At 68.0% G+C, this 14,776-nt stretch carries 27 protein-coding genes; all 27 read left to right on the forward strand.

Features of this window, described 5'->3' with window-relative positions:
• The first annotated feature begins 4 nt into the window (after positions 1-4).
• The 27 genes from rpsS to ACL02R_RS10080 all read left to right on the forward strand — a co-directional run bounded on the left by rpsS (position 5) and on the right by ACL02R_RS10080 (position 14,410).
• Entirely contained in the window at positions 5-286 is a 282-nt protein-coding gene (gene rpsS / locus ACL02R_RS09950) for a 30S ribosomal protein S19 (protein WP_052849166.1), read from the forward strand.
• A gap of 52 nt (positions 287-338) precedes the next feature.
• Complete coding sequence (rplV, locus tag ACL02R_RS09955) at positions 339-686, forward strand: 50S ribosomal protein L22 (protein ID WP_052849165.1); 348 nt, start codon at positions 339-341, stop codon at positions 684-686.
• Positions 686-1,528: a 30S ribosomal protein S3 gene (gene rpsC / locus ACL02R_RS09960; RefSeq protein ID WP_362961976.1), complete on the forward strand. Its 843-nt coding sequence runs from the start codon at positions 686-688 to the stop codon at positions 1,526-1,528. Before rplV ends, rpsC begins: the two co-directional genes overlap by 1 nt.
• Positions 1,529-1,532: 4 nt before the next feature.
• Positions 1,533-1,952, forward strand: a complete 420-nt coding sequence (gene rplP / locus ACL02R_RS09965; RefSeq protein ID WP_052849163.1) for a 50S ribosomal protein L16 — start codon at positions 1,533-1,535, stop codon at positions 1,950-1,952.
• Complete coding sequence (gene rpmC, locus ACL02R_RS09970) at positions 1,952-2,203, forward strand: 50S ribosomal protein L29 (protein WP_362961974.1); 252 nt, start codon at positions 1,952-1,954, stop codon at positions 2,201-2,203. Before rplP ends, rpmC begins: the two co-directional genes overlap by 1 nt.
• A complete protein-coding gene (rpsQ, locus tag ACL02R_RS09975; protein WP_362961972.1) occupies positions 2,203-2,484 on the forward strand; it encodes a 30S ribosomal protein S17 in 282 nt (93 codons plus the stop codon). The genes rpmC and rpsQ overlap by 1 nt, the downstream gene beginning before the upstream one ends.
• A gap of 4 nt (positions 2,485-2,488) precedes the next feature.
• The gene (rplN, locus tag ACL02R_RS09980; RefSeq protein WP_019433424.1) at positions 2,489-2,857 is read left to right on the forward strand and encodes a 50S ribosomal protein L14; all 369 of its coding nucleotides are present in this window, start codon (positions 2,489-2,491) and stop codon (positions 2,855-2,857) included.
• Between the two features lie 3 nt (positions 2,858-2,860).
• Positions 2,861-3,184 carry a 50S ribosomal protein L24 gene (gene rplX / locus ACL02R_RS09985; protein ID WP_362961969.1) on the forward strand — a complete coding sequence of 108 codons (324 nt, stop codon included), beginning with the start codon at positions 2,861-2,863 and terminating at the stop codon, positions 3,182-3,184.
• Positions 3,184-3,747, forward strand: coding sequence for a 50S ribosomal protein L5 (rplE, locus tag ACL02R_RS09990; protein ID WP_412796494.1), 564 nt, complete (start codon positions 3,184-3,186; stop codon positions 3,745-3,747). The genes rplX and rplE overlap by 1 nt, the downstream gene beginning before the upstream one ends.
• Before the next feature lie 3 nt (positions 3,748-3,750).
• Entirely contained in the window at positions 3,751-3,936 is a 186-nt protein-coding gene (locus ACL02R_RS09995) for a type Z 30S ribosomal protein S14 (RefSeq protein WP_052849158.1), read from the forward strand.
• Between the two features lie 64 nt (positions 3,937-4,000).
• Positions 4,001-4,399 (forward strand): 30S ribosomal protein S8, encoded by a 399-nt coding sequence (gene rpsH / locus ACL02R_RS10000; RefSeq protein ID WP_129840993.1) that lies wholly within the window; start codon positions 4,001-4,003, stop codon positions 4,397-4,399.
• 24 nt (positions 4,400-4,423) lie between these two features.
• Positions 4,424-4,963: a 50S ribosomal protein L6 gene (gene rplF / locus ACL02R_RS10005; protein WP_362961964.1), complete on the forward strand. Its 540-nt coding sequence runs from the start codon at positions 4,424-4,426 to the stop codon at positions 4,961-4,963.
• Between the two features lie 2 nt (positions 4,964-4,965).
• The gene (rplR, locus tag ACL02R_RS10010; RefSeq protein ID WP_362961962.1) at positions 4,966-5,349 is read left to right on the forward strand and encodes a 50S ribosomal protein L18; all 384 of its coding nucleotides are present in this window, start codon (positions 4,966-4,968) and stop codon (positions 5,347-5,349) included.
• A 36-nt stretch (positions 5,350-5,385) separates the two neighbouring features.
• A complete protein-coding gene (gene rpsE / locus ACL02R_RS10015; protein ID WP_113689461.1) occupies positions 5,386-5,988 on the forward strand; it encodes a 30S ribosomal protein S5 in 603 nt (200 codons plus the stop codon).
• On the forward strand, positions 5,988-6,170 hold the full coding sequence (rpmD, locus tag ACL02R_RS10020; protein ID WP_132816532.1) for a 50S ribosomal protein L30: 183 nt from the start codon (positions 5,988-5,990) through the stop codon (positions 6,168-6,170). The genes rpsE and rpmD overlap by 1 nt, the downstream gene beginning before the upstream one ends.
• Position 6,171: 1 nt before the next feature.
• Positions 6,172-6,654: a 50S ribosomal protein L15 gene (gene rplO, locus ACL02R_RS10025; protein ID WP_412796495.1), complete on the forward strand. Its 483-nt coding sequence runs from the start codon at positions 6,172-6,174 to the stop codon at positions 6,652-6,654.
• A gap of 215 nt (positions 6,655-6,869) precedes the next feature.
• Positions 6,870-8,195, forward strand: coding sequence for a preprotein translocase subunit SecY (secY, locus tag ACL02R_RS10030; protein ID WP_412796496.1), 1,326 nt, complete (start codon positions 6,870-6,872; stop codon positions 8,193-8,195).
• Complete coding sequence (locus ACL02R_RS10035; RefSeq protein ID WP_412796497.1) at positions 8,195-8,851, forward strand: adenylate kinase; 657 nt, start codon at positions 8,195-8,197, stop codon at positions 8,849-8,851. The genes secY and ACL02R_RS10035 overlap by 1 nt, the downstream gene beginning before the upstream one ends.
• 26 nt (positions 8,852-8,877) lie before the next feature.
• Positions 8,878-9,714 (forward strand): type I methionyl aminopeptidase, encoded by an 837-nt coding sequence (map, locus tag ACL02R_RS10040; RefSeq protein WP_412796498.1) that lies wholly within the window; start codon positions 8,878-8,880, stop codon positions 9,712-9,714.
• Between the two features lie 224 nt (positions 9,715-9,938).
• The gene (infA, locus tag ACL02R_RS10045) at positions 9,939-10,160 is read left to right on the forward strand and encodes a translation initiation factor IF-1 (RefSeq protein WP_003948620.1); all 222 of its coding nucleotides are present in this window, start codon (positions 9,939-9,941) and stop codon (positions 10,158-10,160) included.
• Between the two features lie 43 nt (positions 10,161-10,203).
• Positions 10,204-10,317, forward strand: a complete 114-nt coding sequence (gene rpmJ, locus ACL02R_RS10050) for a 50S ribosomal protein L36 (protein ID WP_049567412.1) — start codon at positions 10,204-10,206, stop codon at positions 10,315-10,317.
• A 202-nt stretch (positions 10,318-10,519) separates the two neighbouring features.
• Positions 10,520-10,900: a 30S ribosomal protein S13 gene (gene rpsM / locus ACL02R_RS10055; protein ID WP_412796499.1), complete on the forward strand. Its 381-nt coding sequence runs from the start codon at positions 10,520-10,522 to the stop codon at positions 10,898-10,900.
• 66 nt (positions 10,901-10,966) lie between these two features.
• On the forward strand, positions 10,967-11,371 hold the full coding sequence (rpsK, locus tag ACL02R_RS10060; protein ID WP_004571845.1) for a 30S ribosomal protein S11: 405 nt from the start codon (positions 10,967-10,969) through the stop codon (positions 11,369-11,371).
• 28 nt (positions 11,372-11,399) lie between these two features.
• Positions 11,400-12,026: a 30S ribosomal protein S4 gene (rpsD, locus tag ACL02R_RS10065; protein WP_412796500.1), complete on the forward strand. Its 627-nt coding sequence runs from the start codon at positions 11,400-11,402 to the stop codon at positions 12,024-12,026.
• 127 nt (positions 12,027-12,153) lie between these two features.
• A complete protein-coding gene (locus tag ACL02R_RS10070) occupies positions 12,154-13,176 on the forward strand; it encodes a DNA-directed RNA polymerase subunit alpha (RefSeq protein ID WP_362961945.1) in 1,023 nt (340 codons plus the stop codon).
• Positions 13,177-13,310: 134 nt separating this feature from the next.
• Positions 13,311-13,841: a 50S ribosomal protein L17 gene (gene rplQ / locus ACL02R_RS10075; protein ID WP_412796501.1), complete on the forward strand. Its 531-nt coding sequence runs from the start codon at positions 13,311-13,313 to the stop codon at positions 13,839-13,841.
• A 179-nt stretch (positions 13,842-14,020) separates the two neighbouring features.
• On the forward strand, positions 14,021-14,410 hold the full coding sequence (locus tag ACL02R_RS10080; RefSeq protein WP_412796502.1) for an SH3 domain-containing protein: 390 nt from the start codon (positions 14,021-14,023) through the stop codon (positions 14,408-14,410).
• Positions 14,411-14,776: the final 366 nt, after the last annotated feature.

Genomic DNA, 14,776 nt, shown 5'->3' on the forward strand with positions numbered 1-14,776 from the left:
TTCGATGCCGCGCAGTCTCAAGAAGGGGCCCTTCGTCGACGACCACCTGATCAAGAAGGTGGACGCGCAGAACGACTCGGGGTCCAAGAACGTCATCAAGACCTGGTCTCGACGCTCGATGATCATCCCGGCCATGCTGGGCCACACGATCGCGGTGCACGACGGCCGTAAGCACGTCCCGGTGTTCGTCACCGAGTCGATGGTCGGCCACAAGCTCGGCGAGTTCGCACCGACCCGTACGTTCCGCGGGCACGTCAAGGACGACCGCAAGTCGCGGCGTCGCTGAGCGGGGTGCGCTGATCATGCCGGACTCCCGGAACAACACCGAAGGGACAACCATGGAAGCCGTGGCCCGTGCGCGGTACATCCGCGTCACGCCCATGAAGGCCCGCCGTGTGGTGGACCTCATCCGCGGCAAGGGCGCCGGCGAGGCGCAGGCCGTCCTGCGGTTCGCCCCCCAGGCCGCCAGCGTGCCCGTGGGCAAGGTGCTCGACAGCGCCATCGCCAACGCCGCGCACAACTTCGACCACACCGACATCGACAGCCTCTACGTCAAGGAGGCCTACGTCGATGAGGGCCCGACCCTGAAGCGGTTCCGGCCGCGCGCCCAGGGCCGCGCCTACCGGATTCGCAAGCGGACCAGCCACATCACCGTGGTCGTGGGCAGCAAGGAGGGAACCCGGTAATGGGTCAGAAGGTAAACCCGCACGGGTTCCGCCTCGGCATCACCACCGACTTCAAGTCGCGCTGGTACGCCGACAAGCTGTACAAGGACTACGTCAAGGAAGACGTGGCCATCCGCCGCATGCTGACGCAGGGCATGGAGCGCGCGGGCATCTCCAAGGTGGAGATCGAGCGCACCCGTGACCGCGTCCGCGTCGACGTCCACACCGCCAGGCCCGGCATCGTCATCGGCCGCCGCGGTGCGGAGGCCGACCGCCTCCGGGGCAACCTGGAGAAGCTGACCGGCAAGCAGATCCAGTTCAACATCCTTGAGGTCAAGAACCCCGAGCTGGACGCCCAGCTGGTGGCCCAGGCGGTCGCCGAGCAGCTGTCGTCCCGTGTCTCCTTCCGCCGTGCCATGCGCAAGTCGATGCAGAGCACGATGAAGGCCGGGGCCAAGGGCATCAAGATCCAGTGCGGCGGACGTCTCGGCGGCGCCGAGATGTCCCGCTCGGAGTTCTACCGCGAGGGCCGTGTGCCGCTGCACACCCTCCGCGCGAACGTGGACTACGGCTTCTTCGAGGCCCGCACCACCTTCGGCCGCATCGGTGTGAAGGTCTGGATCTACAAGGGCGACGTGAAGAACATCGCCGAGGTCCGCGCCGAGAACGCCGCCGCCCGCGCCGGTAACCGTCCCGCCCGTGGTGGCGCCGGCGGCGACCGTCCGGCCCGCGGTGGCCGTGGCGAGCGCGGTGGTCGTGGTGGCCGCAGGCCGCAGCAGCAGGGCGCGCCCGCCGCCGAGGCCCCGAAGGCCGACGCGTCCGCCGCCCCGGCTGCCGACGGCGCAGCAGGAACGGAGAGCTGAGACCATGCTTATCCCTCGCAAGGTCAAGTACCGCAAGCAGCACCACCCCAAGCGGAGTGGCCAGGCCAAGGGTGGCACCGAGGTCGCGTTCGGTGAGTACGGCATCCAGGCCGTCACCGCCGCGTACGTGACGAACCGGCAGATCGAGGCCGCGCGTATCTCGATGACCCGGCACATCAAGCGTGGCGGCAAGGTCTGGATCAACATCTACCCGGACCGCCCGCTGACCAAGAAGCCCGCCGAGACCCGCATGGGTTCCGGCAAGGGCTCGCCGGAGTGGTGGATCGCGAACGTCAAGCCGGGGCGCGTGATGTTCGAGCTGTCCTACCCCAACGAGAAGATCGCTCGTGAGGCGCTGATCCGCGCCGCTCACAAGCTCCCGATGAAGTGCCGGATCGTCCGGCGCGAGGCAGGTGAGTCCTGATGGCTGCCGGTACCAAGCCCTCCGAGCTGCGTGAGCTGAACGACGAGGAGCTCGTCGTCAAGCTGCGCGAGGCGAAGGAGGAGCTGTTCAGGCTCCGTTTCCAGGCGGCCACCGGCCAGCTGGAGAACAACAGCCGGCTGCGGGCCGTACGCAAGGACATCGCCCGGGTCTACACCCTGATGCGCGAGCGCGAGCTCGGCATCGAGTCGGCGCTGCCCGCCGGCGACGCCGAGGCGGTGGAGAACGCCTGATGAGTGAGAACACTGTGACTGAGACGACCGAGCGCGGCCGGCGGAAGACCCGCGAGGGTCTGGTCGTCAGCGACAAGATGGACAAGACCGTCGTTGTCGCTGTCGAGGACCGGGTGAAGCACGCCCTGTACGGCAAGATCATCCGCCGCACCAGCAAGCTCAAGGCGCACGACGAGCAGAACGCGGCGGGCGTCGGCGACCGCGTCCTCCTGATGGAGACGCGACCGCTGTCGGCCACCAAGCGCTGGCGCGTCGTCGAGATTCTGGAGAAGGCGAAGTAACGACATGATCCAGCAGGAGTCGCGACTGCGCGTCGCCGACAACACGGGTGCGAAGGAGATCCTCTGCATCCGCGTTCTCGGCGGCTCCGGGCGCCGCTACGCGGGCATCGGCGATGTCATCGTCGCCACCGTCAAGGACGCGATCCCCGGCGGCAACGTGAAGAAGGGCGATGTCGTCAAGGCGGTCATCGTGCGCGCCGTGAAGGAGCGCCGGCGTCCGGACGGCTCGTACATCCGCTTCGACGAGAACGCGGCCGTCATTCTGAAGAACGACGGCGACCCCCGCGGCACCCGTATCTTCGGCCCCGTGGGCCGGGAACTGCGCGAGAAGAAGTTCATGAAGATCATCTCCCTCGCGCCGGAGGTGCTGTAACCGATGAAGATCAAGAAGGGCGACCTGGTCCAGGTCATCACCGGCAAGGACAAGGGCAAGCAGGGCAAGGTCATCGTGGCCTTCCCCCGCGAGGACCGTGTCCTGGTCGAAGGTGTCAACCGGGTCAAGAAGCACACCAAGGCCGGGCAGACGGCCCGCGGGTCCAAGACCGGCGGCATCATCACGACCGAAGCTCCGATCCACGTCAGCAATGTCGCGCTCGTGGTGGAGAAGGACGGCAAGAAGGTCACCACCCGGGTCGGCTTCCGCTTCGACGAGGAGGGCAACAAGATCCGCGTTGCCCGCCGTACCGGTGAGGACATCTGATGACGACTGCCACCAGCAGCGCGCCGCGTCTCAAGACGCGGTACCGCGAAGAGATCATCGGCAAGCTGCGTGACGAGTTCGAGTACACGAACGTCATGCAGGTGCCGGGCCTGACCAAGATCGTGGTCAACATGGGTGTGGGCGACGCCGCCCGCGACTCCAAGCTGATGGAGGGCGCCGTGCGCGACCTCGCCACGATCACCGGCCAGAAGCCGACCGTGACGAAGGCCCGCAAGTCCATCGCGCAGTTCAAGCTGCGCGAGGGCCAGCCCATCGGCGCCCATGTGACGCTGCGGGGCGACCGCATGTGGGAGTTCCTGGACCGTCTGCTGTCGCTCGCGCTCCCGCGCATCCGCGACTTCCGCGGTCTGTCGCCGAAGCAGTTCGACGGCCGGGGCAACTACACGTTCGGTCTCACGGAGCAGGTCATGTTCCACGAGATCGACCCCGACAAGATCGACCGGACGCGCGGCATGGACATCACCGTCGTCACCACGGCGAACACCGACGAAGAGGGCCGCACGCTGCTGCGTCTCCTCGGATTCCCGTTCAAGGAGGCGTGACCGATGGCGAAGAAGGCCCTGATCGCCAAGGCCGGCCGCAAGCCCAAGTTCAGTGTGCGGGGTTACACGCGCTGCCAGCGCTGTGGCCGCCCCCACTCCGTGTACCGCAAGTTCGGCCTGTGCCGCGTCTGCCTCCGTGAGATGGCGCACCGCGGCGAGCTGCCGGGCGTCACGAAGAGCTCCTGGTAACACCGACTACGCCGTAGGTCCCCGAGAGGCGGAAACCCCGGCGAGAGAGGCCCAAGGCCGTTTCATGACCATGACCGACCCGATCGCGGACATGCTCACCCGTCTGCGCAACGCGAACTCGGCGTACCACGACTCCGTGGTGATGCCGCACAGCAAGATCAAGACGCACATCGCGGAGATCCTCCAGCAGGAGGGCTACATCACCGGCTGGAAGACCGAGGACGCCCAGGTGGGCCGCGCCCTGGTCCTTGAGCTGAAGTACGGCCCGAACCGCGAGCGTTCGATCGCCGGCATCAAGCGGATCTCGAAGCCGGGCCTGCGGGTCTACGCGAAGTCCACCAGCCTGCCGAAGGTCCTCGGCGGCCTGGGCGTCGCGATCATCTCGACATCGCACGGCCTGCTCACCGACAAGCAGGCGCAGAAGAAGGGCGTGGGTGGGGAAGTCCTCGCCTACGTCTGGTAACGGAAGGGAACGGAGGACAAGCCAATGTCGCGCATCGGCAAGCAGCCCATCCCGGTTCCCGCCGGCGTGGACGTCACCATCGACGGCCGCACGGTGGCCGTGAAGGGCCCCAAGGGCACCCTGAGCCACACCGTCGCCGCGCCGATCTCGGTCGAGCGCGCCGAGGACGGCACCATCCAGGTGACCCGCCCGAACGACGAGAACCGCAACCGTGCCCTGCACGGTCTGTCCCGCACGCTGGTGGACAACATGATCACCGGCGTCACGCAGGGCTACGTCAAGAAGCTCGAAATCAGCGGTGTCGGCTACCGCGTCCAGGCCAAGGGCTCCAACCTGGAGTTCTCCCTGGGCTACAGCCACCCGATCGTGGTCGAGCCCCCGGAAGGCATCACCTTCAAGGTCGAGAACCAGACGCGGTTCAGCGTCGAGGGCATCGACAAGCAGAAGGTGGGCGAGGTCGCGGCGAAGATCCGCAAGCTGCGCAAGCCCGACCCGTACAAGGCCAAGGGTGTCAAGTACGAGGGCGAAGTCATCCGCCGCAAGGTCGGAAAGGCTGGTAAGTAGCCATGGCATACGGTGTCAAGATCGCCAAGGGCGACGCGCGCAAGCGCGCGGCGACCAAGCGGCGCCACATCCGTATCCGGAAGAAGATCTCCGGCACGGCCGAGCGTCCGCGCCTGGTCGTGACGCGGTCCAACCGCCACATGGTGGCCCAGATCGTGGACGACACGGTCGGTCACACCCTGGCGTCCGCCTCGTCCCTCGACACGTCCATCCGCGGCGTGGAGGGTGACAAGAGCGACAAGGCCAAGCAGGTCGGCGCACTGGTCGCCGAGCGTGCGAAGGCCGCCGGTGTCGAGACCGTCGTGTTCGACCGCGGCGGCAACAAGTACGCCGGGCGGGTCGCCGCACTGGCCGACGCCGCCCGCGAGGCGGGGCTCAAGTTCTGAGCCGGTCCCGCTACGAGTAACGAGGAAGGTAATCCAATGGCTGGACCCCAGCGCCGCGGTGGCGGCGCCGGTGGCGGCGAGCGGCGGGACCGTAAGGGCCGGGACGGCGGCGCTGCCGCTGAGAAGACCGCGTACGTCGAGCGTGTCGTCGCGATCAACCGTGTCGCCAAGGTAGTGAAGGGTGGTCGTCGCTTCAGCTTCACCGCGCTGGTCGTGGTGGGCGACGGTGACGGCACCGTGGGTGTCGGTTACGGCAAGGCCAAGGAGGTGCCGGCCGCCATCGCCAAGGGTGTGGAGGAGGCCAAGAAGCACTTCTTCAAGGTCCCCCGTATCCAGGGCACCATCCCGCACCCGATCCAGGGTGAGGAGGCCGCGGGTGTCGTGTTGCTGAAGCCGGCGTCGCCCGGTACCGGTGTGATCGCCGGTGGCCCGGTGCGTGCCGTGCTGGAGTGCGCGGGCATCCACGACGTGCTGAGCAAGTCGCTCGGTTCGTCGAACCCGATCAACATCGTGCACGCCACGGTGGCCGCTCTGAAGGGGCTTCAGCGCCCCGAGGAGATCGCGGCCCGTCGCGGCCTGCCGCTGGAGGACGTCGCTCCCGCCGCTCTGCTGCGGGCGCGCGCCGGGGTGGGTGCGTGATGGCGCAGCTCAAGATCACCCAGGTGAAGTCCCGTATCGGGAGCAAGCAGAACCACCGCGAGACGCTGCGCTCCCTCGGGCTGCGCCGCATCAACGACGTGGTGGTGAAGGACGACCGCCCGGAGATCCGCGGCATGGCCAACACCGTGCGGCACCTCGTGACGGTCGAGGAGGTGGACTGAGATGGCTGACCTCTCCAAGGGAGAAGGCGGCGCGCAGGGCGAGCCCCTGGGCCTGCACAACCTCCGTCCGGCCCCCGGCGCCAAGAAGAACAAGATCCGCGTCGGCCGCGGTGAGGCGTCCAAGGGCAAGACCGCGGGCCGCGGTACCAAGGGCACCAAGGCCCGGTACCAGGTCAAGGCGGGCTTCGAGGGCGGGCAGCTGCCGCTGATCCAGCGGCTGCCGAAGCTCAAGGGCTTCCGCAACCCGGCGCACAAGCAGTACCAGGTCGTCAACCTCGACCGGCTGGCCGAGCTCTACCCCCAGGGTGGCGAGGTCACGATCGCGGACCTGGTGGACAAGGGCGCCGTGCGCAAGAACGAGCTGGTGAAGGTCCTCGGTTCGGGTGACATCTCCGTGGCGCTGACGGTGACGGTTGACGCCGTCTCCGCGTCCGCCAAGGAGAAGATCACCGCCGCCGGTGGAACCATTACCGACCGTTCCTGAACAAAAGCGGTGAACTCTCTGTTGGCCGCGTGACTTACCGGGGATGCCTGCGCCAAGGGCATCCCCGGTCAGTCGTTCCGGCCCGGCCCTTACGCCGGTAAGGTGGCCCCCGTTGCCACCTTCAGACTTCCGCAACTGTCCCTTACGTTTGTCACTTACGTTGGCCATTCAGACCGAAACCTCTCGCGGGCGACGCGGGGGGCGCAGGAGGAGCCGTGCTCACCGCGTTCGCACGGGCGTTCCAGACGCCCGACCTGCGTAAAAAGCTGCTCTTCACCCTAGGCATCGTCGTGGTGTTCCGGCTCGGACAGCATGTGCCGGTGCCGGGCGTCAGCTTCCAGAACGTCGACCAGTGTGTGACTGAGGCTGACGCCGCCGGTGCGGGTTCCGGCCTCTTCGGTCTGGTCAACATGTTCAGCGGCGGCGCCCTGTTGCAGCTGACGATCTTCGCGCTGGGCATCATGCCGTACATCACGGCGAGCATCATTCTTCAGCTGCTCGTCGTGGTCATCCCCCGTCTTGAGGCTCTCAAGAAGGAGGGCCAGTCCGGCCAGGCGAAGATCACGCAGTACACCCGCTACCTCACCATGGCGCTCGCGGTGCTCCAGGCCACCGGCCTGGTGGCGACCGCGCGCAGTGGCACCCTTTTCCCCTCGTGCTCGGTGCGGAACGACATCATCCCGGACGACGGCATCTTCACCACCATGGTGATGGTGATCGCCCTGACCTCGGCCACCGCGCTCGTCATGTGGCTCGGCGAGCTGATCACGGACCGCGGCATCGGCAACGGCATGTCCATGCTGATGTTCACCTCGATCGCCGCCGGCTTCCCGGCCGCCCTCTGGCAGATCAAGCAGCAGGGCAGCCTGGCGGACGGCTGGATCGAGTTCGGCGTCGTCGTGCTCTGCGGCCTGGCCATGGTCGGCCTGGTCGTCTTCGTGGAGCTGGCCCAGCGCCGCATCCCGGTGCAGTACGCCAAGCGGATGATCGGCCGTCGCTCGTACGGCGGTACCTCGACCTACATCCCGCTCAAGGTGAACCAGGCGGGTGTGATCCCGGTCATCTTCGCCTCGTCGCTGCTGTACATCCCCCAGCTGCTCGTGCAGTTCGCCGGGTCGGACTCCGGTGGCTGGACGGACTGGGTGACGCGGTACTTCACGCAGGGTAGCCACCCGTACTACATCGCGACGTACTTCCTGCTCATCGTGTTCTTCGCCTTCTTCTACGTGGCCATCACCTTCAACCCTGAGGACGTGGCCGAAAACATGAAGAAGTATGGTGGTTTCATCCCGGGCATCCGGGCGGGCCGTCCCACGGTCGAATACCTGAGCTACGTGCTGAACCGCATCACCTGGCCCGGGTCGCTGTACCTGGGACTCATCGCCCTGGTGCCCACAGTGGCGCTGGTGATGTTCGACGCGCAGCAGGACTTCCCCTTCGGAGGAACCTCGATCCTCATCATCGTGGGTGTCGGCCTGGAAACGGTGCGGCAGATCGAGAGCCAGCTCCACCAGCGTAATTACGAAGGGTTCCTCCGCTGATGCGCATCGTCCTCGTCGGTCCGCCGGGTGCGGGCAAGGGCACGCAGGCCGCCCTGCTCGCCGAGCGCCTGTCGATCCCCCACATCTCCACCGGTGACCTGTTCCGCGCGAACATCCGGCAGGGTACGGAACTGGGCCGCCAGGTCGAGTCCATCCTGCGTGAGGGTGGCCTCGTGCCGGACGAGATCACGCTGGCGATGGCCGCGGACCGCATGGCGCGGCCGGACGCCGAGGACGGGTTCCTGCTCGACGGCTTCCCCCGCAACATCGCCCAGGCCAAGGCCCTGGACGACGTGCTGGGGGAGGCCGGCCAGCGGCTGGACGCGGTGCTCGACCTGGAGGTCCCCGAGGACGAGGTCGTGAAGCGCATCGCGGGCCGCCGCACGTGCAGGAACGACAGCAGCCACACGTTCCACGTCCAGTACAAGAAGCCGCGCCAGGAGGGCGTGTGCGACGTGTGCGGGGGCGAGCTGTACCAGCGCGAGGACGACCGCGAGGAGACCGTGCGCCACCGGCTGGCGGTCTACCACGAGGAGACCGAGCCGATCATCGACTACTACCGCGAGCAGGGCCTGGTCGCCACGATCCCGGCCCTCGCCCCGGTCGGCGAAGTGACCGGCAGGGCCCTCGCCGCCCTGTCGGAGCGCGCCGCCTGAGCGCGGCGTAACGGAGGAAGAGCGCCATGGCCGAGCTGAAGACCCCCGAGCAGATCGCGCACATGCGCGCGGCCGGGCTCGTGGTCGCCGAGATGCACCGCCGTACGGCGGAGGCGGCCGTGCCGGGCGCCAGCACCAAGGACCTGGACGACATCGCCGCCCAGGTCCTGGCCGAGCGCGGCGCCAAGCCGAACTTCCTCGGCTACGGCGGCTTCCCCGCGACGATCTGCACATCGGTGAACGACGTGGTCGTCCACGGCATCCCGGACCGCAAGACGGTCCTGAAGTCCGGCGACATCATCTCGATCGACGCGGGCGCCATCGTGAACGGCTGGCACGCCGACGCGGCGATCACCGTCCTCGTCGGCGAGGGCCACGGCGCCGAGCTGGTCGAGCTGAGCCGCGTCACCGAGGACTCCCTGTGGGCCGGGATCGCGGCCATGCGCAAGGGGAACCGGCTCGTGGACATCTCGCGGGCGGTGGAGACGTACATCCGGCGGCAGCCGCTGCCCGTCTCGGGCAAGTACGGCATCGTCGAGCAGTACGGCGGGCACGGCATCGGCAGCGAGATGCACATGGACCCGCACCTGCTGAACTACGTGGACCGCCGCCGCGGCCGCGGCCCGCGCCTGGTGCCGGGGATGTGCCTGGCGATCGAGCCGATGATCACCCTGGGGACACCGAAGACGCACGTGCTGGCCGACGAGTGGACCGTGAAGTCCAACGACGGCACCTGGTCGTCGCACTGGGAGCACTCCGTCGCCCTGACGGAGGAGGGCCCGATCGTGCTGACCGCGCCGGACGGCGGTCGCGAGAGGCTGGCCGCGCTCGGCGTCACGGCGGCCCCGGACCCGCTGGCCTGAGCCCACCGCCGCGGTCATGTCGCGCGGCGTGACATACGGTCGCGTACGGTCAGGTTTTCCGGGCTGTTGTTCCGCCTCCCGGCTGTTTTCCGTACCGCCGGATGGGGAATGATCTCTGATTCGTCTTTTCGGGTGGGCAGGCGTAAACTGACCCTTCGGTCCTGGTGCACCCATGTGTTCAGGGCTGTCCAGGTAGCCGATCCCGGAAGGTGAAGCGCTCAAGTATGGCCAAAAAACAAGGGGCCATCGAGATCGAGGGCACGGTCGTCGAATCTCTGCCGAACGCGATGTTCAAGGTGGAGCTTCAGAACGGGCACCAGGTCCTCGCGCACATCAGCGGCAAGATGCGGATGCACTACATCCGTATCCTGCCCGACGACCGGGTCGTGGTGGAGCTGTCTCCCTACGACCTGACCCGCGGGCGGATCGTCTACCGCTACAAGTAGATCGAGATCAGTTGGATCTCTCGACCCGGAGAACCTCAGAACCATGAAGGTCAGGCCGAGCGTCAAGAAGATCTGCGACAAGTGCAAGGTGATCCGCCGCCACGGCCGGGTCATGGTCATCTGCGAGAACCTGCGCCACAAGCAGCGCCAGGGCTGATCTCGCGGTACGCCGCGCACTCCACGCAGCACCTTTTTGTACACGCCACTCAGAGATACGCAGTCACCCGACCCCTCGCGCGCAGCGCGCGGGGACGACACCCCCGGTCGGAGGCCGGGGACCCGCGGGCGCGCACATCGCGCGGCCCCTGCGGGAACGGTGCTGCGGCAGACCTCCGCCGACAACATCAGGAGCCGGACCAATGGCACGCCTCGCAGGCGTCGACCTCCCGCGTGACAAGCGCGTCGAGGTCGCTCTCACCTACGTCTTCGGCATCGGGCGCACCCGTGCACAGGAGACCCTGGCCAGCACCGGGGTGAACCCCGACACCCGTGTCCGCGATCTCGCCGAGGAAGACCTCGTCAAGATCCGCGACTATGTGGACGCCAACCTCAGGACCGAGGGCGACCTCCGCCGTGAGATCGCGGCCGACATCCGCCGCAAGGTCGAGATCGGCTGCTACGAGGGGCTGCGTCACCGTCGCGGGCTTCCCGTGCACGGCCAGCGCACCAAGACCAACGCCCGTACCCGCAAGGGTCCGCGCCGCGCGATCGCCGGCAAGAAGAAGCCGGGCAAGAAGTAGTCCGCACCGAGCCACCAGTCAGGGTCCGGTAGCAGGACCGATCACCTCCACAGGAGTTAACACCCCATGCCTCCTAAGGGCCGTACGGCCGGCGCCAAGAAAGTGCGCCGCAAGGAGAAGAAGAACGTCGCTCACGGGCACGCCCACATCAAGAGCACGTTCAACAACACCATCGTCTCGATCACCGACCCGACCGGCAACGTGATCTCCTGGGCCTCGGCCGGCCACGTCGGCTTCAAGGGCTCCCGGAAGTCCACGCCGTTCGCCGCGCAGATGGCCGCGGAGAGCGCCGCGCGCCGTGCGCAGGAGCACGGCATGCGCAAGGTCGACGTGTTCGTCAAGGGCCCCGGCTCCGGCCGTGAGACCGCGATCCGCTCGCTCCAGGCCACCGGCCTGGAGGTCGGTTCGATCCAGGACGTGACCCCGACCCCGCACAACGGCTGCCGCCCGCCCAAGCGCCGCCGAGTCTGACCAGGTGAAGTAGGAGACTGAAGACATCATGGCGCGTTACACCGGGGCCGACTGCAAGCGTTGCCGTCGGGAGAAGCAGAAGCTCTTCCTCAAGGGAGCCAAGTGCGAGAGCGCTAAGTGCCCGATCGAGATCCGTCCTTACCCCCCGGGTGAGCACGGACGCGGGCGCACCAAGGACAGCGAGTACCTCCTCCAGATGCGCGAGAAGCAGAAGTGCGCGCGTATCTACGGTGTCCTGGAGAAGCAGTTCCGCGGGTACTACGACGAGGCCAACCGCCAGCAGGGCAAGACCGGCGAGAACCTGCTGCGCATCCTTGAGTCCCGCCTCGACAACGTGGTCTACCGGGCCGGCTTCGCCAAGTCCCGTGACCACGCCCGTCAGCTCGTCCGGCACGGCCACATCACGGTCAACGGCCGGAAGACCGACATCCCCTCGGCGCGTGTGTCGCCGAGCGACATCATCGAGGTGCGCGAGTCCTCCCGCAACCTGACCCCCTTCGAGGTGGCCAAGGCGGAGGCCGGCGACAAGACCGTTCCGGCGTGGCTGGAGGCGGTCCCCACGACGCTGCGGATCCTCGTGCACTCGCTGCCCGAGCGCCAGGTGATCGACACCCAGGTGCAGGAGCAGCTGATCGTCGAGCTGTACTCGAAGTAAGCCGTACGGCACCGCGCGGGGTGCGGGCGTCTCCTCCGGGGGCGCCCGTACCCTGGGTGGTGCGGTACCACCGTTCATCCCCTGGCTCGGCATCAAATAGTGGGTGCCGAAGACTGGAGTTCTCTACATGCTGATCGCTCAGCGTCCCTCGTTGACCGAAGAGGTCGTGGACGAGTTCCGTTCCCGGTTCGTGATCGAGCCGCTGGAGCCGGGCTTCGGCTACACCCTCGGCAACTCCCTGCGGCGTACGCTCCTCTCCTCGATCCCGGGTGCGGCTGTCACCAGCATCCGCGTCGACGGTGTCCTGCACGAGTTCACCACCGTGCCGGGCGTCAAGGAGGACATCACCGACGTCATCCTCAACATCAAGCAGCTCGTCGTCTCCTCGGAGCACGACGAGCCGGTCGTGATGTACCTGCGCAAGCAGGGCCCGGGGCTGGTGACCGCCGCGGACATCGCGCCGCCCGCCGGTGTCGAGGTGCACAACCCCGACCTGGTCCTGGCCACCCTGAACAGCAAGGGCAAGCTGGAGATGGAGCTGACCGTCGAGCGCGGCCGCGGCTACGTCTCGGCGGTGCAGAACAAGGCGGCGGGCCAGGAGATCGGCCGTATCCCGGTCGACTCGATCTACAGCCCCGTGCTGAAGGTCACCTACAAGGTCGAGGCCACCCGTGTCGAGCAGCGCACCGACTTCGACAAGCTGATCGTCGATGTCGAGACCAAGGAGTCCATGCGTCCGCGTGACGCCATGGCCTCGGCGGGCAAGACGCTGGTCGAGCTGTTCGGCCTGGCGCGCGAGCTGAACGTCGACGCCGAGGGCATCGACATGGGCCCGTCGCCGACCGACGCCGCGCTGGCCGCCGACCTGGCGCTGCCGATCGAGGAGCTGGAGCTGACGGTCCGCTCCTACAACTGCCTCAAGCGCGAGGGCATCCACTCGGTGGGCGAGCTGGTGGCCCGCTCCGAGGCGGACCTGCTCGACATCCGCAACTTCGGCGCCAAGTCGATCGACGAGGTCAAGGCGAAGCTGGCCGGCATGGGCCTGGCCCTGAAGGACAGCCCGCCCGGATTCGACCCGACCACCGCGGCCGACGCGTTCGGCGCGGAGGACGACGGCGACACCGGTTTCGCGGAGACCGAGCAGTACTGAGCAGCACCGAGCAGCACTGAGCACGTGACCGGCTCCTCCCGGGAGGCCGGTTCCCGCCGCCGGGGGTCTCCCCGGCGGCACCGGACTGAGCCGGTACCTGGTACGGCCGGTCTCAGGAATGACAGGAGAGAGACATGCCTACGCCCACCAAGGGCCGCAGGCTCGGCGGCAGTGCCGCTCACGAGCGCATGATGCTGGCGAACCTCGCCACCTCGCTGTTCGAGCACGGCCGCATCACCACCACCGTGGCCAAGGCCCGGCGGCTGCGCCCGGTGGCCGAGCGGCTCATCACCAAGGCGAAGAAGGGCGACCTGCACAACCGTCGCCAGGTGATGCAGACCATCCGCGACAAGAGCGTGGTCCACACCCTCTTCACGGAGATCGGCCCGAAGTTCGCCAACCGGCCGGGTGGCTACACCCGCATCACCAAGCTCGGTCCGCGCCGCGGCGACAACGCGCCGATGGCCGTCATCGAGCTGGTCGAGGCCCTCACCGTGCAGCAGCAGGCGGTGGGCGAGGCCGAGGCCGCGACCCGTCGCTCGGTGAAGGAGTCGGACGAGGCCAAGGCGCAGCAGGACGCCCCGGCCGACGCGGAGACGGAGGCCGCGAACGAGGCCGCCGACGAGGCGAAGGACGAGTCGCCCGAGGGCGGCAAGGAGTCCTGACGGCGCACGCCGTCCGCGTACGCACGCACCCAGGTGCCCGTCCCCTCAGGGGGGCGGGCACCTGGCGTTTCCCGGCATACGGCCGAAGGTGCGGGGGCGGAGCGGGATGGGCTACCTTCCATACGCAACCGTATGGTCGGCCGGGGAACCGGCTGCCTGTCATGTGGAAGAGGTGTGCTGTGAACGGATACAGACGCTGGCTCGTCACCGGTCTGTCGGCGATGCTCCTGGCGGTGGGGCTGGGGGCGGCGCCGGTGGCGGTCGCGGACGTGAGCGCGGCGGCGACCTGCACGCATCCCAGCTGGTCCAACAAGGACTCCGGGGTGGGCCGCCTGCGGGACGGCCTGTCCCGCGCGGCTCTCCGCACGGGGCCGAACGAGGGCTGCCCCCTGGTGAACGGGGAGTACGCCTACTTCCACAACGACATCTACTACCACTGCTACGTGCGGAACTCGGCCAACAACACCTGGACCCACGTCCGTGCCTACAACCGGTTCGACAACAAGTCGATCAACGGCTGGATCTGGGACGGCAACCTCGACGACGCGGGCGCGCTGAAGTACTGCTGAGCGACGCGGGACCGGCGGGGGCCGTGGCGCGGTGTGCGCGACGGCCCCCGCGGCCGTGTCAGGCGACGGTCAGGGGCAGCGTGGCAGCTGGTTGAACTCCCGCTCGGGCGTGCCCGCCGGCGTGCGGGCGGGCGCGTGGGCGGGGGTGCCCGCTCGTCGTCGTGGGGTCCGTGTCGCCGCCGCGCGGCGCGGGGGCTCCGGTGGCCGGCGTGGTGCCGGCCGGGGGCGGACGGCCGCGACCTCGGACAGTGTGGCGTCCTTCCCTTCCTGGCCAGCCGAGCGCTCGGCATACCTGACGGGCTGTGGGGGTGTCGGGCGCATGGGTCATGACTTGACTGGCATTGCGCGACGCTGACGACGCGTGGG

Origin of the sequence: Streptomyces sp. MS19 (assembly GCF_047200595.1) — a bacterium.
Classification (GTDB): Bacteria; Actinomycetota; Actinomycetes; order Streptomycetales; family Streptomycetaceae; genus Streptomyces.